The organism is Aeromonas bestiarum, from assembly GCF_028751155.1.
Lineage (GTDB): Bacteria > Pseudomonadota > Gammaproteobacteria > Enterobacterales > Aeromonadaceae > Aeromonas > Aeromonas bestiarum.
Map to the genome: position 1 here is coordinate 3,533,233 of NZ_CP064746.1, position 25,030 is coordinate 3,558,262.

Below are 25,030 nucleotides of genomic sequence, written 5' to 3' on the forward strand. Positions count from 1 at the left end.
GGCCCCTTATTGCGGCAACGTCTCCAGCCGCGCGAGAAAATCGGGCAGGGAGGGCGCCAGCGCCAGACGGCGACCCGAGTCGAGCCACTCCAGCCACACCTGACCACTCTCGTTATCAAGGGAAATAAGCGTCATCTCGTTGCGGGTGGTGGCGATGAAGATAGATGGCGCACGCTTCAACTTGCGCAGCATCAGCAGGTGGCCGATGAGGTTCTCCCTCAGCAGGTCCAGATCCGCCTCGTTCCACGGCAGGATCAACTCAAGGCGCAACCCCTTGTAGGAACAGGGGATGGGGCGGCTGAACCAGTGGCCAAACAGGGCAAGGGCAGCGGGATGCAGCACCAGCTCCAGCGCATCGGCCATGGCCGTGAAGTCTGCGGGCTCACTGCGCTGCTGCGGACGCCAGGCGACCCGTCCCTCTCTGGGCTCATCCAGCTCGCAAGGGGAGCGCCAGTCAGCCTCCCATTCACACAGGGGCAGTCCCCGCCTCGCCTCGCCATCACGCTGCCAGCGTAAAAAAAAGTGTTCCAGGGCAGACAAGACTTGATCCGACATCGAAATTCCCCACAATTGCTGCCAAAGTCCGCTATTGCACCATCAAAGCCGTGAGCAGACAAGGTGAAGCGTGAGACGTCGCCACTGGGTGGCTATCCTCCCGCAACGCCGACCTGGGGCAAGGGCCCCAGCCGCTGCCAGCGCAATGGCCCATTCAACGTCCGGATCATCAAACACATGAGCAAACAAGAAAGATACGCAGGTGCCAGCGCCTTGCAGGGGCTGAGCCTGGGCCAGCAGTCCGCCTACATCAGCCAGTACAGCCCGGCCCTGCTGCAACCGGTACCGCGCAGCCTGAACCGCGACGACCTCGGCCTGACCGGCACGCTGCCGTTCCAGGGTTGTGACATCTGGACCCTGTACGAGCTCTCCTGGCTCAATGCCAAAGGCAAGCCCATGGTGGCCGTCGGCGAGGTCTCAGTCCCGGCGACCAGCGCCAACCTCATCGAATCCAAGTCGTTCAAGCTCTACCTCAACTCCTTCAACCAGACCCGTTGCGACTCGCTGGAAGCGGTACAGGCGCTGCTGGTCAAGGATCTGAGTGCCTGCGCCGGCAGCGATGTGAGCGTCACCCTGTTCCCGCTGACCCAGGCGCCCCACCACATTGCGACCCTGCCGGGGGAGTGCATCGACGAGCAAGACATAGAGGTGGACTGCTACGAGTTCGATGCCGAGCTGCTGCAGGGGGCAGCGAGCAACGAGGAGGTGGAAGAGACACTGCACAGCCACCTGCTCAAGTCCAACTGCCTGGTGACCAGCCAGCCGGACTGGGGATCCGTGGTGATCCACTATCGCGGCCCGCGCCTCGATCGGGAAAAACTGCTGCGCTACCTCATCTCGTTTCGCCAGCATAACGAGTTCCACGAGCAGTGCATCGAGCGGATCTTCACCGATCTCAAACACTTCTGTCGCCCGAGCCAGCTGACCGTCTATGCCCGCTATACCCGCCGTGGCGGACTGGATATCAACCCGTTCCGCAGCGACTGGGAAGTTCCCCCCACCAACCTGCGCCTTATCCGCCAGTAAACGCCGGGGCAGTTGACGGGAAGGCGCCTGGATACCGAGCCCCTCCTCTATCCCTGCCAGTAAACGTCGAACGCGGCAGACAGGAAGGGCTTGAATACCAGGCCCCTTCCCCTGTCACTGCCAGTCAACGCTGGACGCGGCTGACAACAAGGGGCTTGGATACCAGACCCCTTCCCCCATCCCCGCCAGTAAACGCTGGACGGGCAGGGGGGGGCTTGGATAACATGCCCACACCCCTGTGCTGTCCTTAATCCAATGAATCAACTGTTTTTTCTGGCAATGATGATGTCCTCCCTGTCTGCTCCTGATCTGGATCTGGCCAAGGAGCAGTTGTCTATCGATCTGCAGCAGGCCCAGACCCTGGTGCTCACCGATCCTGCCAGATGTGTCCAGATCACCTCGGCCTTCCTGACACGCACAGCCAATAATCCCAAGCAAATCATCAGCAATCGCCAGGAGTACGGCTATCGCGAGCCATTGCTGAGCTATGGCACGGCCGCCCAGGCCACAGGTGCTCACCTGCTCAAGGGGGAGTGTCTGCTGCAACTGGGCCAGTTCCAGGCGGCACAGAAGTCGCTCGATCAGGGCATCGCCATGGCCGCCAAGGAGCAGCAACTGGAGTTGCAGGCTCACGGCCTCTATCTCAAGATCCGCAGCCAGAATCTGCAGGATCACTCCCATGGCGCCAGCGCCGGCCTGCTCGGCCAGCTGGAGACCCTGCTCAGCAATCCCAGCCTCAAAGAGAGCCAGCTGCAGGTCTACAGCCGCTTGCTGCGCACCAACGCCAGCATAGAGGCGCACCAGTTCGACGAGGCCAAACGCCAGCTGGCCGAGGCTCGGCGCTGGGCGAACAAGACCAAGGAGCCGCTGGCCAGTGCCTGGGTCAGCGCGGTGAGCGGCGATCTCTACCATGCCCTCAGGCAGCCCCAGCTCTCGCTCGGTGACTACATAGACGCCCAGCAACAGGCCAGGGGACTGCAGGATCCCCTCTTCCTCGGGCTGCTGTCGAACCAGATAGTGAACCTCTATCAGGCGGAGCAGGAGCCACAGAAGGCGCTGCAATACGCCAATGAGGCCGCCAACTACTTCCATGCCCTCGGCAACCCCTCCCTGCTCAGCGATGCGCTGATCGTGCTCGCCCGCCTCAACCGGGATCAGGGCGAGATGAACATGGCGCTGGTCTACTTCTTCAATGCGCTGGACCTGCTGGACGAGGGCAACAATCGCACCCGCATCGCCAATCTCAAGTACGAGATAGGCAAGACCTATCTGCAAACCGGCAACCTGACCCTGGCCCGCAACTACCTCACAGCGGCCCGCCAGTCCCACGAGCTGGGCGACGACAAGGAGCCGCTGATCGACACCCTGCTGCTGCTGGGTGAGCTGCACCTCAAGCAGAAGGAGGGCGGCATCGCCATCCTGCAGCTGGAAAACGCGCTCGCGCTGGCCAACCAGATCGGCGATGCCCAGCGCCAGTTCGAGATCTTCCGCCTGCTCTCTGTGGCCTACGAACAGAAGGGCTACCTCAAGCAGGCGCTGGACAGCTACAAGAATTTCCACCAGCGCAGCGAGCAGGTGCGCCAGCAGCAGGTCGATCTGGAGCAGGAGGCGATCCGCGACAACTATGTCCAGGTGGAGCGGGAGCAGCAGATCAAGGAGCTGGAACAACAGCTCGATACCAGCCGGCACCAGCAGGATCGCTACCTCTGGTCGAGCGTCATCACGGGCCTGCTGCTGACCCTGTTCATCTATCTGTTCTTCACCCTCTGGCTCAAGCTCAGGGTCGCCCGCCTGCAAGGCAAGCAGCTGGGTGAAGCCATCTTGATCGAGCCGCGCACCGGCCTGGCCAACTGGCAGCGGCTGATGAGCCGCTGGCCGCGCGAGATGGCCAGACGCCAGCAAAAATCAGAGCGCTGGTATCTGAGCGAGCTGCCCACCAGCGAATTTGACGACAAGCTGCACTATCTGCTGTTTCGGGTGCCCTTCCTGGTCAACAGCCTGGAGCAGCACGGCTATCAGGTGAGCCGCGAGATAGAGCAGGCCTTCGGCAGCTATGTCAACGGGCTGACGCCGCAGGATGGGCGCATCTACGATCTGCGTGAAGGCCACCTGCTCTACGTGGTGCCCCAGCGCCATGTGGAGGATCTGCACCGGCTGGCCCAGGATCTGCTCGCGGCCTTTGCCGTCTTCCCCTGCCAGCACCCGCTGGATCGCCACATCAGCCTCGGCATCGTCAGCCACCCCTTCCTGCCCAAGGCGGCGACCGCCCTCGATCACCACGGCCTGTTCGATCTCTGTTATCTGGCACTGGCCGGAGCCATTCAGCTCAGTGAAAAACACCAGCAAAGTGTCTGGCTGGAGCTGGCCGCCATCGATTGCCAACAGGCCGCGTTTTTTAATGGGGATGTGTGGCAATGCTGCTTGATGGCAATTGACAAGGGACTGGTAAAAGTAAATTCTTCTCATGAAAAGCAATGGGTTAATTGGCTTCGACTTTCACGGACGAAAGCGCCGGATGACCAATGACGATATAGATAATCAACTGGGTCTGGAACTGGGTTCGACCGCCGTTGCTATCCAACACAAAAACGATAATGACAACAGGGCGACCTGAATAATGAATGATATCGCTGCCGTAGCAGGACAATTGGCCAGACTCAGGGAATCCCTTCAGCAAAAGCAGCTGGAGCTCGACGGCATCGTCTCTTTCTCCGACACCGAGCGCGCCCGCAGCATCCAGTTCATCGGCAAGTTGATGCAGGCCTGTCGCGGCCACGATCGCGAGCTGGACAACAAGCTCGCCAAACTCAAGCAAAAACTCGATGGCAATCCGCCGCTTTCCGCCCTCGACGCCGATCTCGCCGTCATCGAAAAGCTGTTGCAGCAACACGGCAACGCGCTGGAAGAGTCCATCACCCTGACCAAGTCCGCCATCGACCTTGGCTCCAAGCAGCTCAAGTCCATCAAGGGCTTCCCGGAGGATACCCGCAAGTCCCTCAAGGAGTTTCTGGCGAGCCCGGATGGCTATGGCATAGGCGATCATCAGAAGAAGGTGATCCGGCTGCTGGAGTTCTACCAGCAGGCCATCAAGATCCAGCTGCTGCCGACCCAGCCCCTGCTGGCGCAGGCCCCCGTTGCCAGCACGCCGGCCGTAGCCATAGCCGAGCTCTCGTCCCCCGAGCCAACCATCCCGTTTGATGCCAAGACCCACGCCCACATAGCCGACGAGTTGCAGCGGCTCATCACCGAGCTGGACTTTGCCGGTGCCGTCGGCGAGAGCCTGGCGGATATCCGTCGCCAGCTGCTGAGTGGCATCACGCCGCCGCTGCTGGCCGAGATCTGCCTGCAGATCATCGAGCTCATCATAGAGGGCACCCGCGAGGAGCGAAAATCCTCCCAGGCGTTTCTCAGCACCCTCAACGAGAGCCTCTCGGCTGTGCATTTCAGCTTCACCGAATCCCTCGACGAGGGACGCGCCCTGCAAAGCGCCACCCAGGATACCCGTCAGGCCATCGACAAGGAGCTGAAGGCCATCGACCATACCCTGGCCAGCCACGACTCCCTCGATGAGCTCAAGGGCGCCATCTCGGGCCACATGGGTGCCATCAACCTGCTGTTGCAGGACAGGGAAGCCATGGCCGCCCGCGAGCGCCACCTGCTCACCCGCCTCTCCACCATGGAGGCCAAGTTGCGGCTGATGAAGGAGGAGACCGCCGAATACAAGAAGCGCCTCACCATCCAGAAGCACAAGCTGTTCCTCGACAGCCTGACCCAGGTGCACAACCGGGCGGCCCTCGACGAGCGGCTCGAACTCGAATACAAGCGCTGGCTGCGCTACAGCACGCCGCTGTGCCTGGCCATCATCGACATAGATCACTTCAAGAACATCAACGACAACTACGGCCACATGGCCGGTGACAAGGCGTTGAAGGTGGTAGCCAAGGCGCTGCAGGGGGCCCTGCGTGACACCGACTTCATCGCCCGCTTCGGCGGCGAGGAGTTCGTGGTGCTGCTGCCGAACATCAACCCGGACAAGTACCAGAAGCCGCTGGAGACCCTGCGCCAGACCATCAAGAGCATCCCGTTCCGCTTTCGCGATGCCAGGGTCGAGATCACCATCTCCATCGGCGCCACCCTGTTTCGGGAAGGGGACCACACCACGGATGCGTTCGAACGGGCCGACAAGGCGCTCTACAGCTCCAAGAATTCGGGCCGGGATCAGGTCAACCTGGCCTGATGGCAGGCTAAAAAATCAGCAAACGCACTTCTCCCCTATTCCCCTGCCCCACCGCTTACATCTACTATCAAATTCAAGGGGTGCCACAGGGCATCCCGTTTTCTCCCCAGGGAAAAGCACAACGATAACAAGCGAGTGAAAGGGGAACCTATGATTACGCACATCAATCCTGTCGGCAGCATGGACTTGCTGTCACAACTCGAGGTGGATCGCCTCAAACAAACAGCCTCCAGCGATATCTATCAACTGTTTCGCAACTGCTCGCTGGCAGTGCTCAACTCAGGTAGCCATACCGACAGCTCCAAAGAGATACTGGAGCGCTTCAAATCCTTTGATATTCATGTGATCCGGCGCGAGCGCGGGGTCAAACTCGAACTGTTCAATGCCCCCGAACACGCCTTTGTGGATGGCGAGATCATCCGCGGCATTCAGGAGCACCTCTTCTCCGTGCTGCGCGACATCCTCTATGTCTCGACCCAGCTGGAGTCGAACCGGCTGGTCAACCTGACCAGCTCCACCCACATTTCCAACGTGGTGTTCGCCATACTGCGCAACGCCAAGGCGATCCTGCCGGGCGCGGATCCCAACCTGGTGGTCTGCTGGGGCGGCCACTCCATCAACGAGATCGAGTACCAGTACACCCGCGCGGTGGGCAGCGAGCTGGGGCTGCGTGAGCTCAACATCTGCACCGGCTGCGGCCCGGGTGCCATGGAAGGGCCCATGAAGGGCGCCGCCGTCGGCCACGCCAAGCAACGGGTGCGCAACGGCCGTTACATAGGTCTGACCGAGCCGTCCATCATAGCCGCCGAGCCGCCCAACCCTATCGTCAACGAGCTGGTGATACTGCCGGACATAGAGAAGCGGCTGGAGGCCTTCGTCCGTCTAGGCCACGGCATCATCATATTCCCGGGCGGAGTCGGCACAGCCGAAGAGCTGCTCTACCTGCTCGGCATCATGATGCACCCGGCCAACGAGCGGCAGCCCATGCCGATCATCCTGACCGGGCCGAAGGAGAGCGCCGATTACTTCCGCGCCATCGATGACTTCGTCAAGGCGACCCTGGGCGAGCCTGCCACCAGCCTCTACCGGATCATCGTCGGCGATGCGCCGGAAGTGGCCCGGGTGATGAAGGAGGCGATGCCGAAGATCCGCGAATATCGCAAGTCGGTCGGCGATGCCTACTCCTTCAACTGGTCCCTCAAGATAGAGCCCGAGTTCCAGCTGCCGTTCGAGCCGGATCACGCCAACATGGCCAGCCTGGATCTGCACCGCAACCAGCCGCCCCAGCTGCTGGCGGCGAACCTGCGCCGTGCCTTCTCCGGCATAGTCGCCGGCAACGTCAAGGAAGGGGGCATTCGCGCCATCGAGAAGAAGGGTCCCTTCAAGCTGCACGGCGACAAGGAGCTGATGCACCTGATGGACAAGCTGCTGGAGAGCTTCGTCAAGCAGCAACGGATGAAGCTGCCGGGCAGCCAGTACGTGCCCTGCTACGAGATAGTGCGCTAAGGCTGGCATCGCAATACGAAAATAGGGGCGCATTGGCGCCCCTTTTTTACCTGCCTCTGGCATGCAAATGCCATCAATCCCCCATCAGGCCGGCCTGTTTGTTACAATGGCGCGTCTCGACCGCCAAGAGTGCCCCATGTCAACTATCAGGCCGCACCTGCTCATCATAGATGCCCTCAACCTCATCCGTCGTCTGCATGCGGTGCAAGCCCAGCAGGCGCTGACCCCGGCCCAGGCGCTGATCGCCACCCGTGCCAACCTCATCAACACCTGCCGCAAGCTGCTGGCCGGCAGCGAGCCGACCCACGCCATAGCGGTATTTGACGGCGAGGTGCACAGCTGGCGCAAGGAGATCTATCCGGCCTACAAGGAGGGGCGAACCCCCATGCCAGTCGAGCTGCGCGAAGGCTTGAACAGCTTGCAGGATGCGTTCTGGGAGTGTGGCGTGGATGCCCTGCTCTCCCAGACCGACGAGGCGGATGACCTGATCGCCACCCTGGCCACCGGCATTGCCCAGCACGGGGCCAGGGCCACCATCATCTCCACCGACAAGGGGTTTTGTCAGCTCATCTGCCCGCAGATCCAGATCCGCGACTACTTCAACAAGCGCTGGCTGGATGCCGCCTTCGTCGAGCAGCAATACGGGGTAGCGCCGGCGCAACTGGTGGATTTCTGGGCCCTGACCGGTATAGGTGGCTCCAACATCAAGGGGGTGCCCGGCATAGGCCCCAAGACAGCGACCCAGTTGCTGCAACAACATGGCAGCCTGTCGGCACTGCTCGCAGCCTGTCAGCAGGAGGACGCCGGCAAGCCCTTGCTCAAGCTGCGCCAGCACCAGGATGAGGCCCTGCTGGCCCAGCGGCTGGTGCAGCTGCAGCTGGATATTCCGCTGGGGTTCAACCTGCGGGAGATACGCTATCCTCCCGTGCCAGACAGCGAGGCCTGACGGGCCTCCCTCCATGCCCCAGCAATCCTGCCAATCATGACGGGACTCACCCTTGCTGTTGACAAAAGCAGATAGAATGTAAAGAAACATGGAGGGTTAGGTGTAGAAATGGTATAAAACCGCCGAATCCTCCCCCTCTTTTCCCTAGAAGTGGATACCTCTCATGTCAAAAAGAAAAATTACCGTCATCCCGGGCGACGGCATTGGCCCCAGCATCATAGAATCCGCCATCCAGATCCTGACCCACGCCGGTTGTGACTTCGAATACGAGTATGCGGATGCCGGTCTGGTCGCGCTGGAGAAGCACGGCGAGCTGCTGCCCCAGGCCACCCTGGATCTGATCGAGAAGAACAAGGTCAGCCTGAAAGGCCCGCTCACCACCCCGGTCGGCGGCGGCTTCACCTCCATCAACGTCTCCCTGCGCAAGAAATTCAACCTCTACGCCAACGTCCGCCCCGTCATCTCCTTCAAGGGTACCCGCAGCCGTTACGACAATATCGACATCATCACGGTACGGGAGAACACCGAGGGCATGTACTCGGGCGCTGGCCAGAAGCGCAGCGATGACAACCAGAGCGCCGAGGCGATGAGCATCATCACCCGCGACGGAGCCGAGCGCATCGTCAAGTTCGCCTTCGAGCTGGCCCGTCAGGAAGGGCGCAAGAAGGTCACCATCATCCACAAGGCCAACATCCTCAAGTCCACCTCGGGCCTGTTCCTGGAAGTGGCCCGTGAAGTGGCGGCCCGCTATCCGGATATCCAGAGCGAGGAGATGATCGTCGATGCCGCCTGCATGAACCTGGTGATGTACCCGGAGCGGTTCGACGTCATGGTCACCACCAACCTGTTCGGCGACATCCTCTCGGATCTGTGCGCCGGTCTGGTGGGTGGCCTCGGCATGGCGCCGGGCGCCAACATAGGGGATGGCGCCGCCATCTTCGAAGCTGTGCACGGTTCGGCACCGGATATCGCCGGCAAGAACATCGCCAACCCGACCTCGGTGATCCTCGCCTCCATCCAGATGCTGGAATATCTGGGCATGCAGGACAAGGCTGAACGCATTCGGGAAGCGGTGCGCGCCACCATAGAATCCGGCGATCGGGTCACCCGGGATCTGGGGGGCTCGGCCTCCACCAGCGAGTTCACCCAGTCCATCATAGAACGGCTGTAATCTAGTCTAATGTATTGATTTTAAAGGGGAGCCTCGGCTCCCTTTGTTTTATCTCGCGGCGCGCTATCCCCCTCATCGATTGGCTACTATGTTCAATAGATAAGGGATAAGGAGATCCATTATGCGCGCTATTTTCAGCCTGTTGCTCATCAGCAGCAGTGTCATGGCAGTAGACAGACCGGTCGACAATGCCTGGAAAGAACTACCGGCATCCGGCACCCAGCAAGCCAGCCAGGTCTGGCGCTCCACCATGGATACCAACGAGCTGCTCAAGGCGCCCAAACCGCTCTCCTTCGGGGTGGACATAGTGACCGACAGCAATGGCAACAGCCAGGTCACCCCCTATCAGAAGCTGAACCTGACCGCCGAGAAGAGCGTGAGCCTCTCCTTCGAGCAGCACAAACCCAGGATCAAGTTCAAGGCCGGTGGCATGAACACTTCCATCAAGTTACGCGGCAACGGGGTCAAGCTGGAGTTCAGCCCGACCGATCGCTCCATCCCCCTCGACATAGAGCTCAAGCTCACCGACGGCGAGTCCTCCCTGCGCTTTGACTATCGCTTCTAGGTCTGCATAAACGACAGGACCGACAGCATCTCTGCTGTCGGTCCTGTTTTCCGTTCACGGCAAGGCGCCGGACGTCAGTCCTTGGCTTCCAGCTTGGAGACCCAGTACTTGTTGTAGACGTGTACCGTGATCTCTTCGCGATCGTGGTAGAGCTGCTTGGCCTGGATGACGAAGGCGTTGTCGATCTCCTTGAGCAGGCCGCGCAACACCTCTATGTTGTGCACAGCTTCGGCGTAACGCTTCTTCATCGGCAGCTTGAGGTTGAACACCGCCTCCTGGCAGTCGTTCTCGCGGAACCAGTCGGCAATCATGTGAACAACCCGTGCCGGCTTCTCCACCATGTCGCACACCAGCCAGTAGATATTCTTCTTGCTGGGACGCCACACAAAACCGTCGTCACGCAGGTGCTTCACCTGGCCTGTATCCATCAGGGAGGGGGCCATGGTGCCGTTATCCACCGCGGTCACCATCATGCCGCGACGTACCAGCTGATGCGTCCAGCCACCCGGGCAGGCACCCAGATCGACCGCCTTCATGCCGGAGGTGAGGCGCAGGTCCCACTCTTCCCGTGGCACGAACACGTAGAAGGCCTCTTCCAGCTTGAGGCTGGAGCGGCTCGGGGCATCCGGCGGGCAGCGCAGACGCGGGATGCCCATGTGGAATTCGGAGTTGTTGAACGAGTAGGAGTAACCGATCAGCAGGTGATCGTTGGCCATGAAGAAGGCGTGGAACACCGGACGGTGCGGCGTCTCCTTCTTGGTCAGCAACTCGTTGCTGCGCAGCGCCTGACGAAGCGGCACTGTGAACTTGCGGCAGAAGGCCGACAGCTCTTTCGCCTCGTTGGTGTCGGCTGTCTCCACCCGCAGATCGCCGCAGATGGTATAGCTGGCGGCCGCCTCCAGGATGGGAGAGATCCGGTCGGATAGATCCAGATCCTTCAGCTCATGGGTCACCACCAGCATCTGGCGGATGAAGATGAGCTCCTTGAACGGCAGCTTGCGGGCCAGCAGATCGGCCTGCTCCTCGTCATACAGCTCGAATATCACATAACCGCTGTCGTCCTTGACCCGGGCGAAACCGTAACACTGCATGTTACTGGCACGTTCGGTGATCTCTGCCGCCGCCTCTTTCTCAAAACCGGGGCGGCAATAAAGCAGCAGATTATTCATTTTTTCCTCCAAGACGACAGCCAGCCCATATCAGAGCCGCCCATCCCAACATAAAACAGAGGCCACCGGCCGGGGTAATGAGCCCCAGCCCCTTGCTGCCGAGCAGCACCATGGCGTAAATACTGCCGGAGAATCCGAGGATCCCCAGCACAAATGCGAAGCCCGCAAAGGTGATCACCTTGCTGCGCACACCGCACCAACCCAGCACCAGCAGGGCCAGTGCGTGAAAAAACTGATATTGCACGGCTGTGTTGAACGCCGCCAGCAGCGAAGGCGTGATGCCGCTCGCCGCCAGGCCGTGGGCACCGTAGGCCCCCAGCAGGGTTGCCGTCAGGCCAAACAGGCCAGCCAACACCAACCAATGCCGCTGAAACTCTCGCTGGATCTGCATCCTTGGCTCCTCCTTGTCGCGCTCACCACCGTCAGGCCTCAACCCGAGTGGCGGCGATAAAGCTTTTTATCCGATCGGCCGCCTGTTGCAGGTTCTCCTGCTCGCTCACTCCACTCGCCTTTCGCGGTTTGAAGCCATGGTCACCATCGGTCAGCCAGTGGACCGATACGTGGGGTGAGAAGGGAAAATCTGCCAGTTCGGCGCGCGTGCCGAAGGTATCGCGCTCCCCTTGCAACAGCAGGGTCGGCGTCTTGATCTGCTTGAGCACTTCGCCCCGCCAGCTGTCGGGCTTGGCCGGGGGGTGGAAAGGATACCCGAGAATGAGCAATCCTGCAGCATTCATCTCGTCCTCTCCTTCGCGATACAGCTCTGCCGCCATGCGTCCCCCCATGGACTTGCCCGCCAGAAACAGTCTTGGGTGGGCAAACTCGCGGGTCATCTGACGCCAATGGTCGAGCAACACGGGCGCTCTGTCCGGCGGCCTGCGCTTGCCATCCAGAGCCCACTTGCTCATATAGGGGAAGTTGAAACGCACCACCTCGATATCGGTGCCCGCCAGCAGGCGTGACAGCTCGGCGAGAAAGGCGTGTTCCATGCCGGCACCAGCGCCGTGAGCCAGCAAAATGCGAACGGGGGCATCGCTTGCCCCCTCCCTTATCACCTCAGTCATGACGTCCTCTCTCACGCAATCACCTCAGTGCCTCATGCATCGGCGAGCCGTGCCCGGCGACGGGCCTCCTCCTGCTCCACCAGCTCCAGCATCCAGTCGCGGAAGGCCACTATCTTGCCCTGATCCGACTGCTGCTCCTGGCACACCAGGTAGAAGGCGTTCTTGCTCACCAGCACCTGTTCGAACGGGCAGATGAGGCGACCGGCCTCTATTTCGGGCTGGGCCAGCACGCTGTGACCGAGCGCTACCCCCTGGCCGTGGATCGCCGCCTGGATCACCATGGTCGAGTGGCTGAAGATGGGCCCCTGATTGACGTTGGGGGCATCTATGTCGAGCTGGCGAAACCAGGCCTTCCAGTCACGGCGGGAGGTATCGTGCAGCAAGGTATGACGGGTCAGATCATCCGGGGTGCGCAGAGGCTTGGGGCCAGTCAGCAGCAGCGGCGAACAGACGGGGATCAGGTATTCGGTGTGCAGCTTGTCGGATCTCAGCCCAGGCCAGTTGCCACGGCCGTAGTAGATGGCCACGTCCACATCGTCGGTGAGCGACCCCTCGTCCATGTCCACCGCCTTGATCCGCACATCTATGTCCGGATGGCGTTCGCTGAACTTCACCAGCCTGGGCACCAGCCACTGGATGGCAAAACTCGGCTGCAGAGAGACGGTGAGCGCCCCCTTGGCACTGCGGGCCAGCAGCTTGTCGGTCGCCTCCGAGATGGAGCTGAAGATGTCCTTGATGTCGAGGAAGTAGCTCTGCCCCTCTTCGGTCAGCAGCAGCGAGCGATTCTTGCGGCGAAACAGCTTGATGCCGAGATACTCCTCCAGCGCCTTGATCTGGTGACTGATGGCAGCCTGGGTCACGAACAGTTCTTCCGCAGCCCGGGTGAAGCTTAAGTGACGAGCCGCGGCTTCGAATGCTTTCAGTGCATTGAGCGGGGGTAAACGACGAGACATGAGACCAGCCGACGATGAGTTTTTCTAATGGGCCGCATTATAATTTGTCGGTTGCGGGCCGACCAGTGAATAAACATAATTCGCTTCGCAATCCGTTGTCATATGGCTCACTTTTTCTCTTCCATGTTGGTTTACATGTGATTTTTGTGAGTCAGTGGTCTGCGATTGTGGTGTTGTGTTTCTTCCTCTGCGGGAAGAGGGGCTTAAATCGGACCGATTTAACCCAGTCTGTCATCTGAATGTGTTTGGCGCCTCCGGTTGGATGGCGCCTTTTTTCTTATCCCTATACCTTGAACTGCCCCACCAGCTGCTGCTGTTTGTCCGCCAGCGCCGACAACTCGCGCCCGTTTTCGGCGGAGGTCGCCGCCTCGGCCCGTATGGTGTGGCTCACATCACGAATGTTGCTGACGTTGCGATTGATCTCGTCCGCCACCCCGCTCTGCTCCTGCGCCGCCCGGGCAATCTGCTCGTTCATCTGATGTATGGTCGCCACCGCATGGATGATCTGCTCCAGCACGCTGACCGACAGATCCACCTTTGTCAGCGTCACATCCGCCTGGCTGTGGCCCGTCATGATCGCCTTGACCACGGCCTGGGTACCGGATTGCAACTGCCCTATGAGGGTCTGGATCTCGACGATGGCGTTCTGGGTACGCCCCGCCAGATTGCGTACCTCGTCGGCCACCACGGCGAAGCCGCGGCCCTGCTCACCGGCCCGCGCCGCCTCGATGGCCGCGTTCAGCGCCAGCAGGTTGGTCTGCTCGGCGATCCCCTGGATCACCACCAGGATGTCGTTGATGTTCTCGCTGTTGGCGGAGAGCCGCTCCACCACCGGCTTGGCGTCGCTGATCACCGCCATCAGCTTGCGCATCGCCTCCTGGGTATCGGCCACCACATACTTGCCCTCCTGCGCCGAGGTATCGGCCTGGTTGGCTGCCGCCACCGCCGAGTTGGCGTTGCCCGCCACCTGCAGCGCGGTGGCGCTGAGCTCCTCAAAAGCAGTCGCCACCAGATCCACCTCCTGATACTGGGCCTGCATGCCGGCGCTGGTGCGCTCGGCAACCTGGGCCGCCTGCTCAGCGCTGGCACGGGTGCCGGCAACCGTGTCTATCACCTGACTGATGGTGGTCTGCAACTTGTTGAGGAAGCTGTTGAACCACTTGGCCAGCTCACCTATCTCGTCATCGCGATGCAAGTCGATGCGCTGGGTCAGATCCCCCTCCCCGGTGGCTATGTCCTTGAGGCGGGCCACCACGGCGCGGATGGGCGCCACTATCTGATGAGCCATCAGCCAGATGCAGAGCAGCCCGATCGCCGAGATCACGCCGCCTATCACCAGCTGGGTGGCCACGCTGCGATTGGCCTGGCTGGAGAGATCCTCTTGCAACTGACGGGCCGAGGCCAGCACCACACTGCGAGGCAGCTCGATATAGATGCCCCATGTTTGCGCCGTGCCACGCATCCTGACCGGCACGAAGGTTTGCAGCAAAGAACCGTCCGGGCTCCAGCGGGTCATGGTCTGCCCCTGGCCGAGCCAGCCGGTCAGATCGCCGGCCAGCGCCTGGTATTGCTGGCCCAGCGGGCTGCCCAGGGTCACGTCAAAACCATCCACCCCGGCGGCGCGCCCTTCGTGACTGACCAGCAGCACCTTGCCCTGACCGTCGTAGAGCGCCTGATCCATCTCCTTGACCAGGTTTTGCAAGGTGGCAAGCGAGATATCGACCCCGACCATGCCGAGCAGGGTCTCCTGCTCCAGCAGGGGGACTGTCACCGAGGTCATCAGCACCTTCTGCGACCCCACATCGTCGAGATAAGGTTCGAGCAGACAGAGCGCCTTGCTGCGGATGCTGCAGCGATACCATTCGTTCTCCACCCCGCCGGCCGCCGTCGGACTCTCGTCTGCCAACACGGATTCGTTTTGCACCTCGGGTTCTATCTTGCCGTCGACCCGGGCCCAATAGGTGGAGAAGCGCCCCTTGTCGTTGGCCCCAAGCGCACTGGAGCCATGGTAGTTGCTGTCCTCCCCGTCGAGCTGATCCGGCTCGAACACCGCATAGACACCGAGCAGATTGGCCGAGGAGGCCGCTGCATCGTGCAGTTGCTGATTGACGGCGCCACGCAGCGTCTCGGAGGAGCCGAAGTTGTCGGCCGCATTCTTGCGCTGGAACAGGATCCCCTGTGCCAGCAGGGTGGTGCGGAAATAGGCTTCATCCAGATAACTGGTGACCTTGGCCGCCTGCTCGGATCCCATCGCCTTCATCCAGTTTTCGGCCGAACGCTGCGCCTCCTCAGTGGTGGAGGTCAGCACCTGATCCTGCATCCGGGCGGCGCTATAGAGAGAAGAGGCGACCAGGGCACCGGCACTGGCCAACAAACAACAACCGGCGATCAGGGTAATGCGCCCCTGAACAGAAAGAGAACTCATGCCACCATTCCTAACTTCATACAGATGTGCTCAGTGTATCGGTTTTGGAAACAAAAACTTAACCTATCAGGCGAAATCCAGGCTGAGCTGGTTAACTTCTCCGTCACGGGGCAGCCCGACCACCAGCCCGAGCAGACGAATGGGCTTGCCCTGTGCCCGCAGCAGCCCCTCATGGAGCAGATCGTGAAACAGCTCGGGCTGATAGCCGCCACGGCGATAGACTGTGGTCTGCTGAAAATCGGCAAACTTGAGCTTGATCCCCTGCCCCATCAGCGCCTCCGCCGGGCAAGCCTTGGCAAAGCGCAGCTCCAGCTCGGGAATGAGCCGGCTCAGCACCTGCCAGCAGGCGGCCTCATCCAGCACGTCGCTGGCTAGCGTAGTCTCGACGCCTATGGTCTTGCGCACCCGCTGGGCCTGCACGGGCTGATCGTCATGGCCCCAGATCCGCCCCGTCAGCATCTCTCCCAGCTTGCCGAATCGGGCGATCAGCTCCTCGCTGCTGAGCACTCTCGCATCCTCGCAGGAGTAAAGCCCCTGGGACTCCAGCCGATCAGCCGTCTTGCGCCCAATTCCCGGCAGCTTGGCCAACGGCAGCTGGCGCACGAACTCATCCACCTCATTCGGCTTTATCACGAACAGGCCGTCTGGCTTGCGCTGCTCCGAGGCCAGCTTGGCCAGAAACTTGTTCGGCGCTACCCCGGCCGAGGCGGTCAACCCGAGCTCAGCCACTATGGCGGCGCGGATCTCGGCCGCCATCAGGGTGGCACTGCCGCCACAACAGGGGCTGTCGGTGACGTCGAGATAGGCTTCGTCGAGGGAAAGCGGCTCCACCAGCTCGGTGTAGCGCAGGAAGATGGCGCGCAGCTGGCGGGAGATCTCCTTGTAGAGCGCCATCCGGCCGGGGATGAGCACCAGCGGCGGGCAGAGCTTCTTGGCCAGGCCGCTCGGCATGGCGGAACGCACCCCGAAACGGCGCGCCACATAGTTGCAGGTGGAGATGACGCCGCGCCTGTCTGCCGAGCCGCCGATGGCCAGCGGCACCTCGCGCAGGGCCGGGTTGTCCCGCATCTCTACCGCCGCGTAGAAACAGTCCATGTCGATGTGAATGATTTTGCGCATACCACTGTACGGATAAACAGGTAACCTGCCTATGCTAACCCAGCGCTGCCGTTTCTGCCATCGGCATGAAACGACGAACAGGCATAGACTCTTAAGGCACCATTCACCACCCCATGGGTCAAGGAGGACGAGATGAAAGCACTCTGGCTGGGATTAGGGCTGGGGTTCTGCCTGCTGTCGCAGCCTGGCAGCAGCAAGGACAACCCGACTGCCGAATGCAGCTGGCTGTATGACCGCATAGCGGCACTGGAAAAGGCCATCAAGCAGGGTGACGAGCTGGGCACACGGGAAGAGCTGGCGCGCTGGCAGGCCGAGTTCAACAAGAAAGCCTGTCGCCAATACGACTACTGAGCACACCGCCGGCAAAAGAAAAAGCGGGCTGACCACAAGGTCAGCCCGCCTGTTATCCAGCATGGGTCCGAATACGACTTCGGCCCCCAACCCGCTCAGATGATCCGGTTGTCGATCAGCATCTTGCGACGGGCCTCTTCCTTGGCCATCTTCTTCTTGCGGTTGTCACAGGGCTCCGGACAATCGCACTCTTTCTCGATGCCGATCGTGCCCAGCCCACCGCAGGAACCTGAGATGGTCTTCTTCTGGAAGATGTAACCTATGGCCATGGCCACCACGACCGCCAGAAACACCCCGAAGGTGATCAAGAAAATCTGCATGCTACTGCCTCTTACTTTCTAACCAGATACTGTTTGAAGGCATCTGAATACGCCTCTTCAAAGCCATCGGCCGTCTTGGTGATCACGAAGATAGCCAACCCGCGCTCCTTGGCATAGGCCAGGCTCTTCTCGGGCCCGAGCACCATGAACACGGTCGCCAGCCCGTCTGCCGTCATGCAGGAGGGGTGGATCACTGTCACCGACACCATGCGATGCTGGATGGGCTTGCCCGTCATGGGATCTATGGTGTGGGAGAAGCGCTGGCCGTCCATCTCGTAATAGTTGCGGTATTCACCCGAGGTGGCAACCCCGTTGTCACCGGCCACTATCACTTCCTGTACCGAGCCGGCATTGGCGGTCGGCTTCTCGATGGCCACGCGCCAGGGGTGACCCTTGCCGTTGACGCCATTGATGCGCAGCTCACCGCCGATCTCCACCAGATAGTTGTGAGACCCCATGGCTTCCAGATACTCGGCCACCTTGTCCACCCCAAAACCCTTGGCGATGGCGGAGAGATCCACGTAGAGATCCGGAATGTCCTTTTGCAAGGTATCCGCATCGGCGGAGGTGATCACGTGCAGATTGCCCAGCCCTGTCTTCTGGCGGGTCTGGGTGATCAGCTCCTCGGACGGGATCTTGGTCGGACGTGCATCCGGCCCGAAACCCCACAGATTGACCAGGGGACCGACGGTCACGTCCAGCGCGCCGCGGCTCTCACGGCCCAGATGCAGGGATTCAGTCACCACACGCGCGGTATCGCGAGAGACCACCACTGGGGTCGAGCTGCGGTGCTGGTTGAAGCGCGACAGCTCGGAGTCGGGACGATAGGTCGACATCTGGTCATTGACCCGCTCCAGCAGGACATCGACCTCGGCCTGGAACTTGGCCGGATCCGTGATGACGTTGTCCGCCACCTTGATGGAGTAGTAAGTACCCATGGTGCTGCCGGTGATGTGGATCTCCGGCTTGGATTGGACCGTTTCCTGACCGCACCCAGTCAAGAAAAAGGCTAGCCCGAAGGCTAGCCAGGTCTTTACAACACTGTGCATTGATTAACCACCAAAGTCATCCAGCAAGATGTTTTCGTCTTCAACACCGAGGTTTTTCAGCATGTTGATGACGGCAGCGTTCATGACGGGAGGCCCGCACATGTAAAATTCACAATCTTCCGGCGCCTCGTGGTTCTTGAGATAGTTCTCGAACAAGACGTTGTGGATGAAGCCTGTGTAACCATCCCAGTTGTCTTCCGGTTGCGGATCAGACAGGGCAACGTGCCACTGGAAGTTATCGTTCTCGGCGGCCAGCATGTCGAAGTCTTCGACATAGAACATCTCGCGCTTGGAACGGGCACCGTACCAGAAGCTCATCTTGCGATGGGTCTTCAGGCGACGCAGCTGGTCGAAGATATGGGAGCGCATCGGCGCCATACCCGCACCACCACCGATGAACACCATCTCGGCGTCTGTGTCCTTGGCGAAGAACTCGCCAAACGGACCCGAGATGGTCACCTTGTCGCCAGCCTTGAGGCTGAAGATGTAGGAGGACATCTGGCCGGGAGGCGCAGTCCAGTTGCTCGGCGGCGGAGTCGCGATCCGCACGTTCAGCATGATGATGCCGAACTCTTCCGGATAGTTGGCCATGGAATAAGCACGAATGATCGGCTCGTTGACCTTGGACTCCAGTTCGAAGATCTTGAAGCGATCCCAGTCCCCGCGATACTCCTCGGGGATATCGAAGTGCTTGTACTGCACATGGTGGGCAGGGGCTTCGATCTGGATATAACCACCGGCGCGGAACGGGACGCTCTCGCCATCCGGGATCTGCAGCTTGAGCTCCTTGATGAAGGTGGCCTTGTTGTCATTGGAGATGACGGTACAGTCCCACTTCTTCACCCCGAAGATCTCTTCCGGCAGCTCGATGTCCATGTCACCACGCACCGTGACCTGACAGGCCAGACGCTCGCCATGACGGGCTTCGCCCTTGCTGATGTGATCCAGCTCGGTCGGCAGAATATCGCCGCCGCCGGCTTTCACCCGCACCTTGCACTGACCACAGGAGCCACCGCCGCCACAGGCGGAGGAGACGAAGATACCGCTGCCGGCCAGTACGCCGAGCAGCTTGCCACCCGCCGGGCTGGTGACAGCCTTGGCCGGATCGCCGTTGATGCTGATTGTCACGTCACCTGCGGTCACCAGCTTGGACTTGGCGAACAGAATGACTGCTACCAGGGCCAGCAGGATCACGGTGAACATGACCACACCCAGAATAATTTCCATCTATATTTCCTTTCCGATTACAGGGAAATACCAGAGAAGGACATGAAGCCCAGCGCCATCAGACCCGCGGTGATAAAGGTGATGCCCAGACCACGCAGGCCTTCCGGTACATCGGAGTACTTCATCTTCTCGCGGATCCCTGCCATCGCGACTATGGCCAGCATCCAGCCTGCACCCGACCCCACGCCATAGACCACGGACTCCACGAAGTTGTAGTCACGCTGCACCATGAAGGAGACGCCACCGAAGATGGCGCAGTTCACCGTGATGAGCGGCAGGAAGATGCCGAGCGCGTTGTAGAGCGCCGGGAAATACTTGTCCAGCGCCATTTCCAGGATCTGCACCAGGGCTGCAATCACACCGATGAAGGTGATGAAGCTCAGGAAGCTCAGATCCAGGCCGGAGACCAGGGCGCCATCTTTGAGGACGTAGTTGTAGATCAGGTTGTTGGCCGGAACGGCAACGGTCTGAACCACGATAACGGCAATCCCCAGACCCATGGCGGTCTTGACCTTCTTGGACACAGCCAGGAAGGTACACATCCCCAGGAAGAAGGAGAGGGCCAGGTTTTCGATGAAAATCGAACGAATCAACAGACTCAGATAGTGTTCCATACCTTAATCCTTCGCCTCCACCTGCTTGGGATCCCTGGTGCGAACGCCCCAGATGATCAGACCAATGATGAAGAACGCACTCGGCGGCAACAGCAACAGGCCGTTAGGCACGTACCAGCCACCATTGTTCACCAGCGGCAGCAGCTCGATACCGAACCAGGTACCCGAGCCCAGGATCTCGCGCACGGTCGCCACGACCAGCAGCACGGCGCCATAGCCCAGACCGTTGCCGATACCGTCCAGGAAAGAGGGCAGCGGGGCGCTCTTCATGGCATAGGCTTCGGCACGACCCATCACGATGCAGTTGGTGATGATCAGACCCACGAATACCGACAGTTGCTTGGAGATGTCATAGGCATACGCCTTGAGCACCTGGTCAACCACGATAACCAGCGAGGCAATCACCGCCATCTGGGCGATGATCCGCACGCTGTTCGGGATCTGGTTGCGGATCAGGGAGATGAACAGGTTGGAGAAGGCGGTGACCGCGGTCACCGCCAGCGTCATCACGAACGCCGTCTTCATCTGGCTGGTAACGGCCAGCGCGGAACAGACACCCAGCACCTGCAGTGCGATGGGGTTGTTGCCGAGCACAGGCGTCAACAGCAACTTCTTCATTTCGCTCTTGTCAGCCATTGTTGATTTCTCCTGCACGAATCTTGGCCAGGAAAGGACCGAAGCCCTTGGGTCCCATCCAGAAGTCGAACGTGTGCTGTACACCGTTACCTGTCAGGGTGGCACCGGACAGACCATCGATCTCATGCTCGGAACCTGCCGGAGCATGGCCCTTGATGACGCGCAACGCCGGCATGCCGTCCTGATCGAACAGCTTCTTGCCGATGAACAGACCTTGCCAGGCCGGGTTCTCGATCTCGCCGCCCAGACCCGGGGTTTCACCGTGGTCATAGTAGGTGATGCCCTTGATGGTCTGACCATCAGCCGCCACGGCGACGAAGGCATACATGGTGGACCACAGACCCTGGCCGTAGATCGGCAGGATGATGTTGTCGACCTTGCCCTCGGCATCTTTGGCGAAGAACACCGGGATCAGTCTGGAGATTTGACGCAGACCGGCCTTGTCGTCGGCAGATGCCAGACGAATGCTCTTGGCCGGGTCTTTCGCTGCCAGCTTGGTGTCGAAGTTGTCAGCATCGCCGTCAACGAACTCACCCGTGGTCAGGTCAACCAGACGCGCTTCAATCTTGTCGCCGTACAGCTGGGCCAGATCACGCTTGGCCACGCTGCTGACATCGACACCGGCGACGGACAGTATGTTGCTTTGCTTGTCCAGCGCCTTGTTTTCCAGCTGAGCCGGACGCAGCCCCACGGCAGCCACTGAGACCACGATGGAACAGACCAGACACAGACCGGTTACAACCGTCAGGGTGCCGACAGTAGAGTCTTTATTAAACGCCACGAGCGATCCTCCGCTTGATGTTCGCCTGCGCCACGAAATGGTCAAACAAGGGGGCAAACAGGTTGGCAAACAGAATAGCCAGCATCATGCCTTCCGGGAACGCGGGGTTCACGACACGGATCAGCACCACCATGACGCCAATCAGGGCGCCATACCACCACTTGCCCTTGTTGGTAAAGGCGGCGGAGACAGGATCGGTCGCCATGAAGGCCATACCAAAGGCGAAGCCGCCCAGCACCAGATGCCAGTGCCACGGCATGTTGAACATGGGGTTGGTGTCTGAACCAATCACGTTGAACAGCAGGGAGGTGGCGACCATGCCGATCATCACACCGGCGATGATGCGCCAGGAGGCGATCCGCATGTAGACGATCATGGCGGCACCGATGAGGATCATCAGGGTGGAGACTTCACCGATGGAACCCGGCAGGTTGCCGAGGAAGGCATCCATCCAGCTGATGGCCTGACCGGTGGCACCGTTGATCAGCGCCATCTGGCCGCCCTGGGCCCACTGGCTCAGCGCGGTCGCGCCCGAGTAGCCGTCAACGGCAACCCAGACGGCATCACCGGAGATCTGGCCAGGGTAGGCGAAGAACAGGAACGCACGACCCGCCAGGGCCGGGTTCAGGAAGTTCTTGCCGGTACCACCGAACACTTCCTTGGCCAGCACCACACCAAAGGTGATACCCAGCGCGGCCTGCCACAGGGGCAGCTCGGGCGGCACTATCAGGGCGAACAGGATGGAGGTCACGAAGAAGCCTTCGTTGATCTCGTGCTTGCGCACCATGGCGAACAGCACTTCCCAGAAACCGCCGACCAGGAACACGGTCAGGTAGATGGGCAGGAAGTGAGTGGCACCGATCAGCATCTTGCTGCCGATACCGGCCACGGCCGGATCCAGCGAGGCTCCCAGCAGTTGCGCCAGCGCATATTGCCAGGTGTCGGCACCGGCAGCCGTGCCCAGATGGGCAATGGCGGCAATCGCCTGATTGCCGACGTTGAACATGCCCCAGAACATGGCCGGGAACACGGCCAGCCACACCATGATCATCATGCGTTTCAGATCGATCGCATCACGGACGTGGGCAGCATTGCGGGTCACGGACCCGGGGGTATAAAACAGGGTGTACGCCGCCTCGAACAGGGCATAGTACTTGGAGTACTTGCCGCCCGGCTCGAAGTGATGTTCCATATTTTCAAGAAGTTGCTTGAAACTCATCGCTTAACCTTCCAGTTCTATCTTGGTCAGGCACTCACGCAAGACTGGGCCGTATTCTGTCTTGCCGGGGCAGACGAAGGTACAGAGCGCCAAATCTTCCTCATCCAGCTCCAGACAACCGAGCGCCTGGGCGCTGTCGATGTCACCGGAGACCAGATCCCGCAGCAGCAGGGTCGGCAGGATGTCGAGCGGCATCACGCGCTCATAGTTGCCGATAGGCACCATGGAGCGATCACTACCGTTGGTGGTGGTAGTGAAGTTGATGAGTTTGCCCTTCATCAGATGAGAGAGGGTGGTACGGGTGATGGAGAACTTGCTGGCGCTGGGATTGACCCAACCCAGGAACTCTTTCTCACGTCCCTCGCCCAGCACGCTCACCTGATTGTGGTAACGACCCAGGTAGTCATGCACCCCTTCGGCCTTGGCACCACTCAGGATGGAACCGGAAATGACGCGGTTTTCATCCGCACGCAGCTCGTTGTTGGTCAGCTGGCTGATGCAGGCGCCCATGCGGGTGCGCAGCAGGCGTGGCTTGACCACGTTCGGACCGGCCAAGGAGATCACCTTGTCGGTGAAGATCTGGCCTGTGGTGAACAGCTTGCCGTAAGCGATGACATCCTGATAGTTGATGTACCACTGCACCTTCTTGGCACTGACCGGATCCAGGAAGTGGATATGAGTACCAGGCAGGCCGGCAGGGTGCGGGCCGACGAACACTTCCTCTTTGACTTGCGCCAGGGAAGCGTGCGGCAGGCTGGCCTCGCCCTTGCAGACATGGACGGCGCCATCGGTCAGACGAGTCAATACCGCCAGACCATCGAGGAAAGCCTGAGCCTGTTCCTTGATGATGAGGTCGCTATTGGCGGCCAGCGGGTTGGAGTCCATCGCGGTGACGAAGATGGCGCGCGGGGTTGAGCCCACGGCCGGCACCTTGCTGAATGGGCGGGTACGCAACGCAGTCCATTGGCCTGACGCGACCAGGATCTCTTGCACCTTGCTGCGCGCGAGCTGTGCGAGCTCGGCAGACGCAAAGTGTTCAAAGGTCACCTGCTCGTCGGACCCATCGAGTTCGATGACGACAGATTGCAGAATGCGCTTGGCACCCCGGTTGATCTCAGAAACCACACCGGTGGCGGGGGCCGTGAATTTAACGCCGGGATTCTTCTTATCTTCGAAGAGCTCCTGACCTTTAATGACGCGATCACCTACTTTGACGAACATAGTAGGTCGCATCCCCACGAACTCTTCGCCGAGTGTAGCAACACGGGTGATGGCCGGGCCATCGTAGATTACTTGCTCCGGAGCACCCAGCACGGGGATGTCCAGTCCTCTTTTAATTGTAATCATACTCACTTGCACTACCGTTAAGGGAAGACAGGTTGGTTAGCGCCGAGAAATACATCACGACGAGTTGTTGAATGAGCCCGTTCATGTTGCGAAAAAATGTCGAAGAAACAAACAAATCAGCAACATACAGGGTCATTCAAAAGCGCCTGAGTTTAGCACTTATGGCAAGTTTACTGCCATGCAAAATGGGGAAAATCCCCGCTCTATCACAAAATCATCGAAATTTAATCACGCCGATTTCTTCACTAAACCTCAGGATTTGCCTCGAGTTAGCCATTAATACCTCAAAATAGGTAATGGCGTTTATGTTCAAAAATAGATTAGAAATTTTGATGTCTGGGCGGGAGAGCGACGCCACGAGCCAGGACTCGGGGCGTCGCCAAAAAACGTTTATTAATTGTTAACTAATCGAGGATTGAGTAATCAACTCGTCAATAGCCTTAGGCCGGGCCATTCTTGCTGACACAACTCGGGGTCGTCGGCGCCTGTTCCCGTTGCTGCCACTCCTGCTCCGTATAGGTATGCAACGCCAGTGCATGAATGGCACCCGCCAGCTCGTCGGCCAGCACCCCATTGACCTGGCGATGGCGGGCCAGCAGTCGCTGACCCTCGAAGGCCTGGCTCACCACCACCACCTTGAAATGGCTCTCTGAGCCCGGCGCAACCCTGTGCATGTAGCTTTCGTTGATCACCTCCAGGTGGCTGGGGGACAAGGCAGCGGCCAGCTTGGCCTCGATCTGTTGTTGCATGGTC

At 60.2% G+C, this 25,030-nt stretch carries 24 protein-coding genes; 8 read left to right on the plus strand and 16 right to left on the minus strand.

Annotation, left to right across the window (positions count from 1 at the left end):
• Positions 1-6 precede the first annotated feature (6 nt).
• Positions 7-555, minus strand: coding sequence for a SecY-interacting protein (syd, locus tag IU367_RS16270; RefSeq protein WP_241324373.1), 549 nt, complete (start codon positions 553-555; stop codon positions 7-9).
• Positions 556-732: 177 nt separating this feature from the next.
• Between syd and queF the strand changes: the two genes are divergently transcribed.
• The 7 genes from queF to IU367_RS16305 all read left to right on the plus strand — a co-directional run bounded on the left by queF (position 733) and on the right by IU367_RS16305 (position 10,006).
• Entirely contained in the window at positions 733-1,581 is an 849-nt protein-coding gene (gene queF, locus IU367_RS16275) for an NADPH-dependent 7-cyano-7-deazaguanine reductase QueF (protein ID WP_043554884.1), read from the plus strand.
• A 255-nt stretch (positions 1,582-1,836) separates the two neighbouring features.
• Positions 1,837-4,107, plus strand: a complete 2,271-nt coding sequence (locus tag IU367_RS16280; RefSeq protein WP_274452451.1) for a hypothetical protein — start codon at positions 1,837-1,839, stop codon at positions 4,105-4,107.
• Between the two features lie 91 nt (positions 4,108-4,198).
• Positions 4,199-5,818 (plus strand): GGDEF domain-containing protein, encoded by a 1,620-nt coding sequence (locus IU367_RS16285; protein ID WP_274452452.1) that lies wholly within the window; start codon positions 4,199-4,201, stop codon positions 5,816-5,818.
• Between the two features lie 150 nt (positions 5,819-5,968).
• A complete protein-coding gene (gene ppnN / locus IU367_RS16290) occupies positions 5,969-7,324 on the plus strand; it encodes a nucleotide 5'-monophosphate nucleosidase PpnN (protein ID WP_011705076.1) in 1,356 nt (451 codons plus the stop codon).
• Between the two features lie 136 nt (positions 7,325-7,460).
• Complete coding sequence (gene xni, locus IU367_RS16295) at positions 7,461-8,270, plus strand: flap endonuclease Xni (RefSeq protein WP_274452453.1); 810 nt, start codon at positions 7,461-7,463, stop codon at positions 8,268-8,270.
• A 163-nt stretch (positions 8,271-8,433) separates the two neighbouring features.
• Positions 8,434-9,441, plus strand: coding sequence for an isocitrate dehydrogenase (locus tag IU367_RS16300; RefSeq protein ID WP_274452454.1), 1,008 nt, complete (start codon positions 8,434-8,436; stop codon positions 9,439-9,441).
• Between the two features lie 121 nt (positions 9,442-9,562).
• Positions 9,563-10,006: a hypothetical protein gene (locus IU367_RS16305; protein ID WP_098984775.1), complete on the plus strand. Its 444-nt coding sequence runs from the start codon at positions 9,563-9,565 to the stop codon at positions 10,004-10,006.
• Between the two features lie 74 nt (positions 10,007-10,080).
• Here the strand turns inward: IU367_RS16305 and rlmM are convergent, their stop codons facing one another.
• The 6 genes from rlmM to dinB all read right to left on the minus strand — a co-directional run bounded on the left by rlmM (position 10,081) and on the right by dinB (position 16,733).
• On the minus strand, positions 10,081-11,175 hold the full coding sequence (gene rlmM / locus IU367_RS16310; protein ID WP_043134451.1) for a 23S rRNA (cytidine(2498)-2'-O)-methyltransferase RlmM: 1,095 nt from the start codon (positions 11,173-11,175) through the stop codon (positions 10,081-10,083).
• A complete protein-coding gene (locus tag IU367_RS16315) occupies positions 11,168-11,566 on the minus strand; it encodes a DUF423 domain-containing protein (protein ID WP_043134447.1) in 399 nt (132 codons plus the stop codon). Before IU367_RS16315 ends, rlmM begins: the two co-directional genes overlap by 8 nt.
• A 31-nt stretch (positions 11,567-11,597) precedes the next feature.
• Positions 11,598-12,236 carry an alpha/beta family hydrolase gene (locus IU367_RS16320; RefSeq protein ID WP_274452456.1) on the minus strand — a complete coding sequence of 213 codons (639 nt, stop codon included), beginning with the start codon at positions 12,234-12,236 and terminating at the stop codon, positions 11,598-11,600.
• 32 nt (positions 12,237-12,268) lie between these two features.
• On the minus strand, positions 12,269-13,189 hold the full coding sequence (locus IU367_RS16325) for a transcriptional regulator GcvA (protein ID WP_274452457.1): 921 nt from the start codon (positions 13,187-13,189) through the stop codon (positions 12,269-12,271).
• Between the two features lie 283 nt (positions 13,190-13,472).
• Complete coding sequence (locus tag IU367_RS16330) at positions 13,473-15,614, minus strand: methyl-accepting chemotaxis protein (protein ID WP_274452458.1); 2,142 nt, start codon at positions 15,612-15,614, stop codon at positions 13,473-13,475.
• A 66-nt stretch (positions 15,615-15,680) separates the two neighbouring features.
• Positions 15,681-16,733, minus strand: coding sequence for a DNA polymerase IV (dinB, locus tag IU367_RS16335; RefSeq protein ID WP_043134441.1), 1,053 nt, complete (start codon positions 16,731-16,733; stop codon positions 15,681-15,683).
• Between the two features lie 132 nt (positions 16,734-16,865).
• On the opposite strand from dinB, the gene IU367_RS16340 reads away from it, so the two are divergent.
• Positions 16,866-17,084: a hypothetical protein gene (locus IU367_RS16340; RefSeq protein WP_098984779.1), complete on the plus strand. Its 219-nt coding sequence runs from the start codon at positions 16,866-16,868 to the stop codon at positions 17,082-17,084.
• Positions 17,085-17,179: 95 nt separating this feature from the next.
• Here IU367_RS16340 and nqrM read toward each other — a convergent pair whose 3' ends face one another.
• The 9 genes from nqrM to IU367_RS16385 all read right to left on the minus strand — a co-directional run bounded on the left by nqrM (position 17,180) and on the right by IU367_RS16385 (position 25,026).
• Positions 17,180-17,404 carry a (Na+)-NQR maturation NqrM gene (gene nqrM / locus IU367_RS16345; protein ID WP_042867164.1) on the minus strand — a complete coding sequence of 75 codons (225 nt, stop codon included), beginning with the start codon at positions 17,402-17,404 and terminating at the stop codon, positions 17,180-17,182.
• Between the two features lie 11 nt (positions 17,405-17,415).
• Positions 17,416-18,453, minus strand: a complete 1,038-nt coding sequence (locus tag IU367_RS16350) for an FAD:protein FMN transferase (protein ID WP_043554759.1) — start codon at positions 18,451-18,453, stop codon at positions 17,416-17,418.
• A gap of 3 nt (positions 18,454-18,456) precedes the next feature.
• Positions 18,457-19,680 carry an NADH:ubiquinone reductase (Na(+)-transporting) subunit F gene (gene nqrF, locus IU367_RS16355; RefSeq protein ID WP_043134436.1) on the minus strand — a complete coding sequence of 408 codons (1,224 nt, stop codon included), beginning with the start codon at positions 19,678-19,680 and terminating at the stop codon, positions 18,457-18,459.
• Between the two features lie 17 nt (positions 19,681-19,697).
• Complete coding sequence (nqrE, locus tag IU367_RS16360; protein WP_005330713.1) at positions 19,698-20,294, minus strand: NADH:ubiquinone reductase (Na(+)-transporting) subunit E; 597 nt, start codon at positions 20,292-20,294, stop codon at positions 19,698-19,700.
• Positions 20,295-20,297: 3 nt separating this feature from the next.
• Positions 20,298-20,930, minus strand: a complete 633-nt coding sequence (locus IU367_RS16365) for an NADH:ubiquinone reductase (Na(+)-transporting) subunit D (protein ID WP_042867161.1) — start codon at positions 20,928-20,930, stop codon at positions 20,298-20,300.
• Positions 20,923-21,711: a Na(+)-translocating NADH-quinone reductase subunit C gene (locus IU367_RS16370; RefSeq protein ID WP_043134434.1), complete on the minus strand. Its 789-nt coding sequence runs from the start codon at positions 21,709-21,711 to the stop codon at positions 20,923-20,925. The genes IU367_RS16365 and IU367_RS16370 overlap by 8 nt, the downstream gene beginning before the upstream one ends.
• Positions 21,701-22,930 (minus strand): NADH:ubiquinone reductase (Na(+)-transporting) subunit B, encoded by a 1,230-nt coding sequence (locus tag IU367_RS16375; protein WP_043554758.1) that lies wholly within the window; start codon positions 22,928-22,930, stop codon positions 21,701-21,703. The genes IU367_RS16370 and IU367_RS16375 overlap by 11 nt, the downstream gene beginning before the upstream one ends.
• 3 nt (positions 22,931-22,933) lie before the next feature.
• A complete protein-coding gene (locus IU367_RS16380) occupies positions 22,934-24,277 on the minus strand; it encodes a Na(+)-translocating NADH-quinone reductase subunit A (protein ID WP_098984782.1) in 1,344 nt (447 codons plus the stop codon).
• A 440-nt stretch (positions 24,278-24,717) separates the two neighbouring features.
• Complete coding sequence (locus IU367_RS16385; RefSeq protein ID WP_042867323.1) at positions 24,718-25,026, minus strand: BolA family protein; 309 nt, start codon at positions 25,024-25,026, stop codon at positions 24,718-24,720.
• Positions 25,027-25,030: the final 4 nt, after the last annotated feature.

Excerpts from the sequence above, each read along its gene's own strand:
- syd (WP_241324373.1), bottom strand. The coding sequence starts at position 555 with ATGTCGGATCAAGTCTTGTCTGCCCTGGAACACTTTTTTTTACGCTGG.
- queF (WP_043554884.1), top strand. The coding sequence starts at position 733 with ATGAGCAAACAAGAAAGATACGCAGGTGCCAGCGCCTTGCAGGGGCTG.
- IU367_RS16280 (WP_274452451.1), top strand. The coding sequence starts at position 1,837 with ATGAATCAACTGTTTTTTCTGGCAATGATGATGTCCTCCCTGTCTGCT.
- IU367_RS16285 (WP_274452452.1), top strand. The coding sequence starts at position 4,199 with ATGAATGATATCGCTGCCGTAGCAGGACAATTGGCCAGACTCAGGGAA.
- ppnN (WP_011705076.1), top strand. The coding sequence starts at position 5,969 with ATGATTACGCACATCAATCCTGTCGGCAGCATGGACTTGCTGTCACAA.
- xni (WP_274452453.1), top strand. The coding sequence starts at position 7,461 with ATGTCAACTATCAGGCCGCACCTGCTCATCATAGATGCCCTCAACCTC.
- IU367_RS16300 (WP_274452454.1), top strand. The coding sequence starts at position 8,434 with ATGTCAAAAAGAAAAATTACCGTCATCCCGGGCGACGGCATTGGCCCC.
- IU367_RS16305 (WP_098984775.1), top strand. The coding sequence starts at position 9,563 with ATGCGCGCTATTTTCAGCCTGTTGCTCATCAGCAGCAGTGTCATGGCA.
- rlmM (WP_043134451.1), bottom strand. The coding sequence starts at position 11,175 with ATGAATAATCTGCTGCTTTATTGCCGCCCCGGTTTTGAGAAAGAGGCG.
- IU367_RS16315 (WP_043134447.1), bottom strand. The coding sequence starts at position 11,566 with ATGCAGATCCAGCGAGAGTTTCAGCGGCATTGGTTGGTGTTGGCTGGC.
- IU367_RS16320 (WP_274452456.1), bottom strand. The coding sequence starts at position 12,236 with ATGACTGAGGTGATAAGGGAGGGGGCAAGCGATGCCCCCGTTCGCATT.
- IU367_RS16325 (WP_274452457.1), bottom strand. The coding sequence starts at position 13,189 with ATGTCTCGTCGTTTACCCCCGCTCAATGCACTGAAAGCATTCGAAGCC.
- IU367_RS16330 (WP_274452458.1), bottom strand. The coding sequence starts at position 15,614 with ATGAGTTCTCTTTCTGTTCAGGGGCGCATTACCCTGATCGCCGGTTGT.
- dinB (WP_043134441.1), bottom strand. The coding sequence starts at position 16,733 with ATGCGCAAAATCATTCACATCGACATGGACTGTTTCTACGCGGCGGTA.
- IU367_RS16340 (WP_098984779.1), top strand. The coding sequence starts at position 16,866 with ATGAAAGCACTCTGGCTGGGATTAGGGCTGGGGTTCTGCCTGCTGTCG.
- nqrM (WP_042867164.1), bottom strand. The coding sequence starts at position 17,404 with ATGCAGATTTTCTTGATCACCTTCGGGGTGTTTCTGGCGGTCGTGGTG.
- IU367_RS16350 (WP_043554759.1), bottom strand. The coding sequence starts at position 18,453 with ATGCACAGTGTTGTAAAGACCTGGCTAGCCTTCGGGCTAGCCTTTTTC.
- nqrF (WP_043134436.1), bottom strand. The coding sequence starts at position 19,680 with ATGGAAATTATTCTGGGTGTGGTCATGTTCACCGTGATCCTGCTGGCC.
- nqrE (WP_005330713.1), bottom strand. The coding sequence starts at position 20,294 with ATGGAACACTATCTGAGTCTGTTGATTCGTTCGATTTTCATCGAAAAC.
- IU367_RS16365 (WP_042867161.1), bottom strand. The coding sequence starts at position 20,930 with ATGGCTGACAAGAGCGAAATGAAGAAGTTGCTGTTGACGCCTGTGCTC.
- IU367_RS16375 (WP_043554758.1), bottom strand. The coding sequence starts at position 22,930 with ATGAGTTTCAAGCAACTTCTTGAAAATATGGAACATCACTTCGAGCCG.
- IU367_RS16380 (WP_098984782.1), bottom strand. The coding sequence starts at position 24,277 with ATGATTACAATTAAAAGAGGACTGGACATCCCCGTGCTGGGTGCTCCG.
- IU367_RS16385 (WP_042867323.1), bottom strand. The coding sequence starts at position 25,026 with ATGCAACAACAGATCGAGGCCAAGCTGGCCGCTGCCTTGTCCCCCAGC.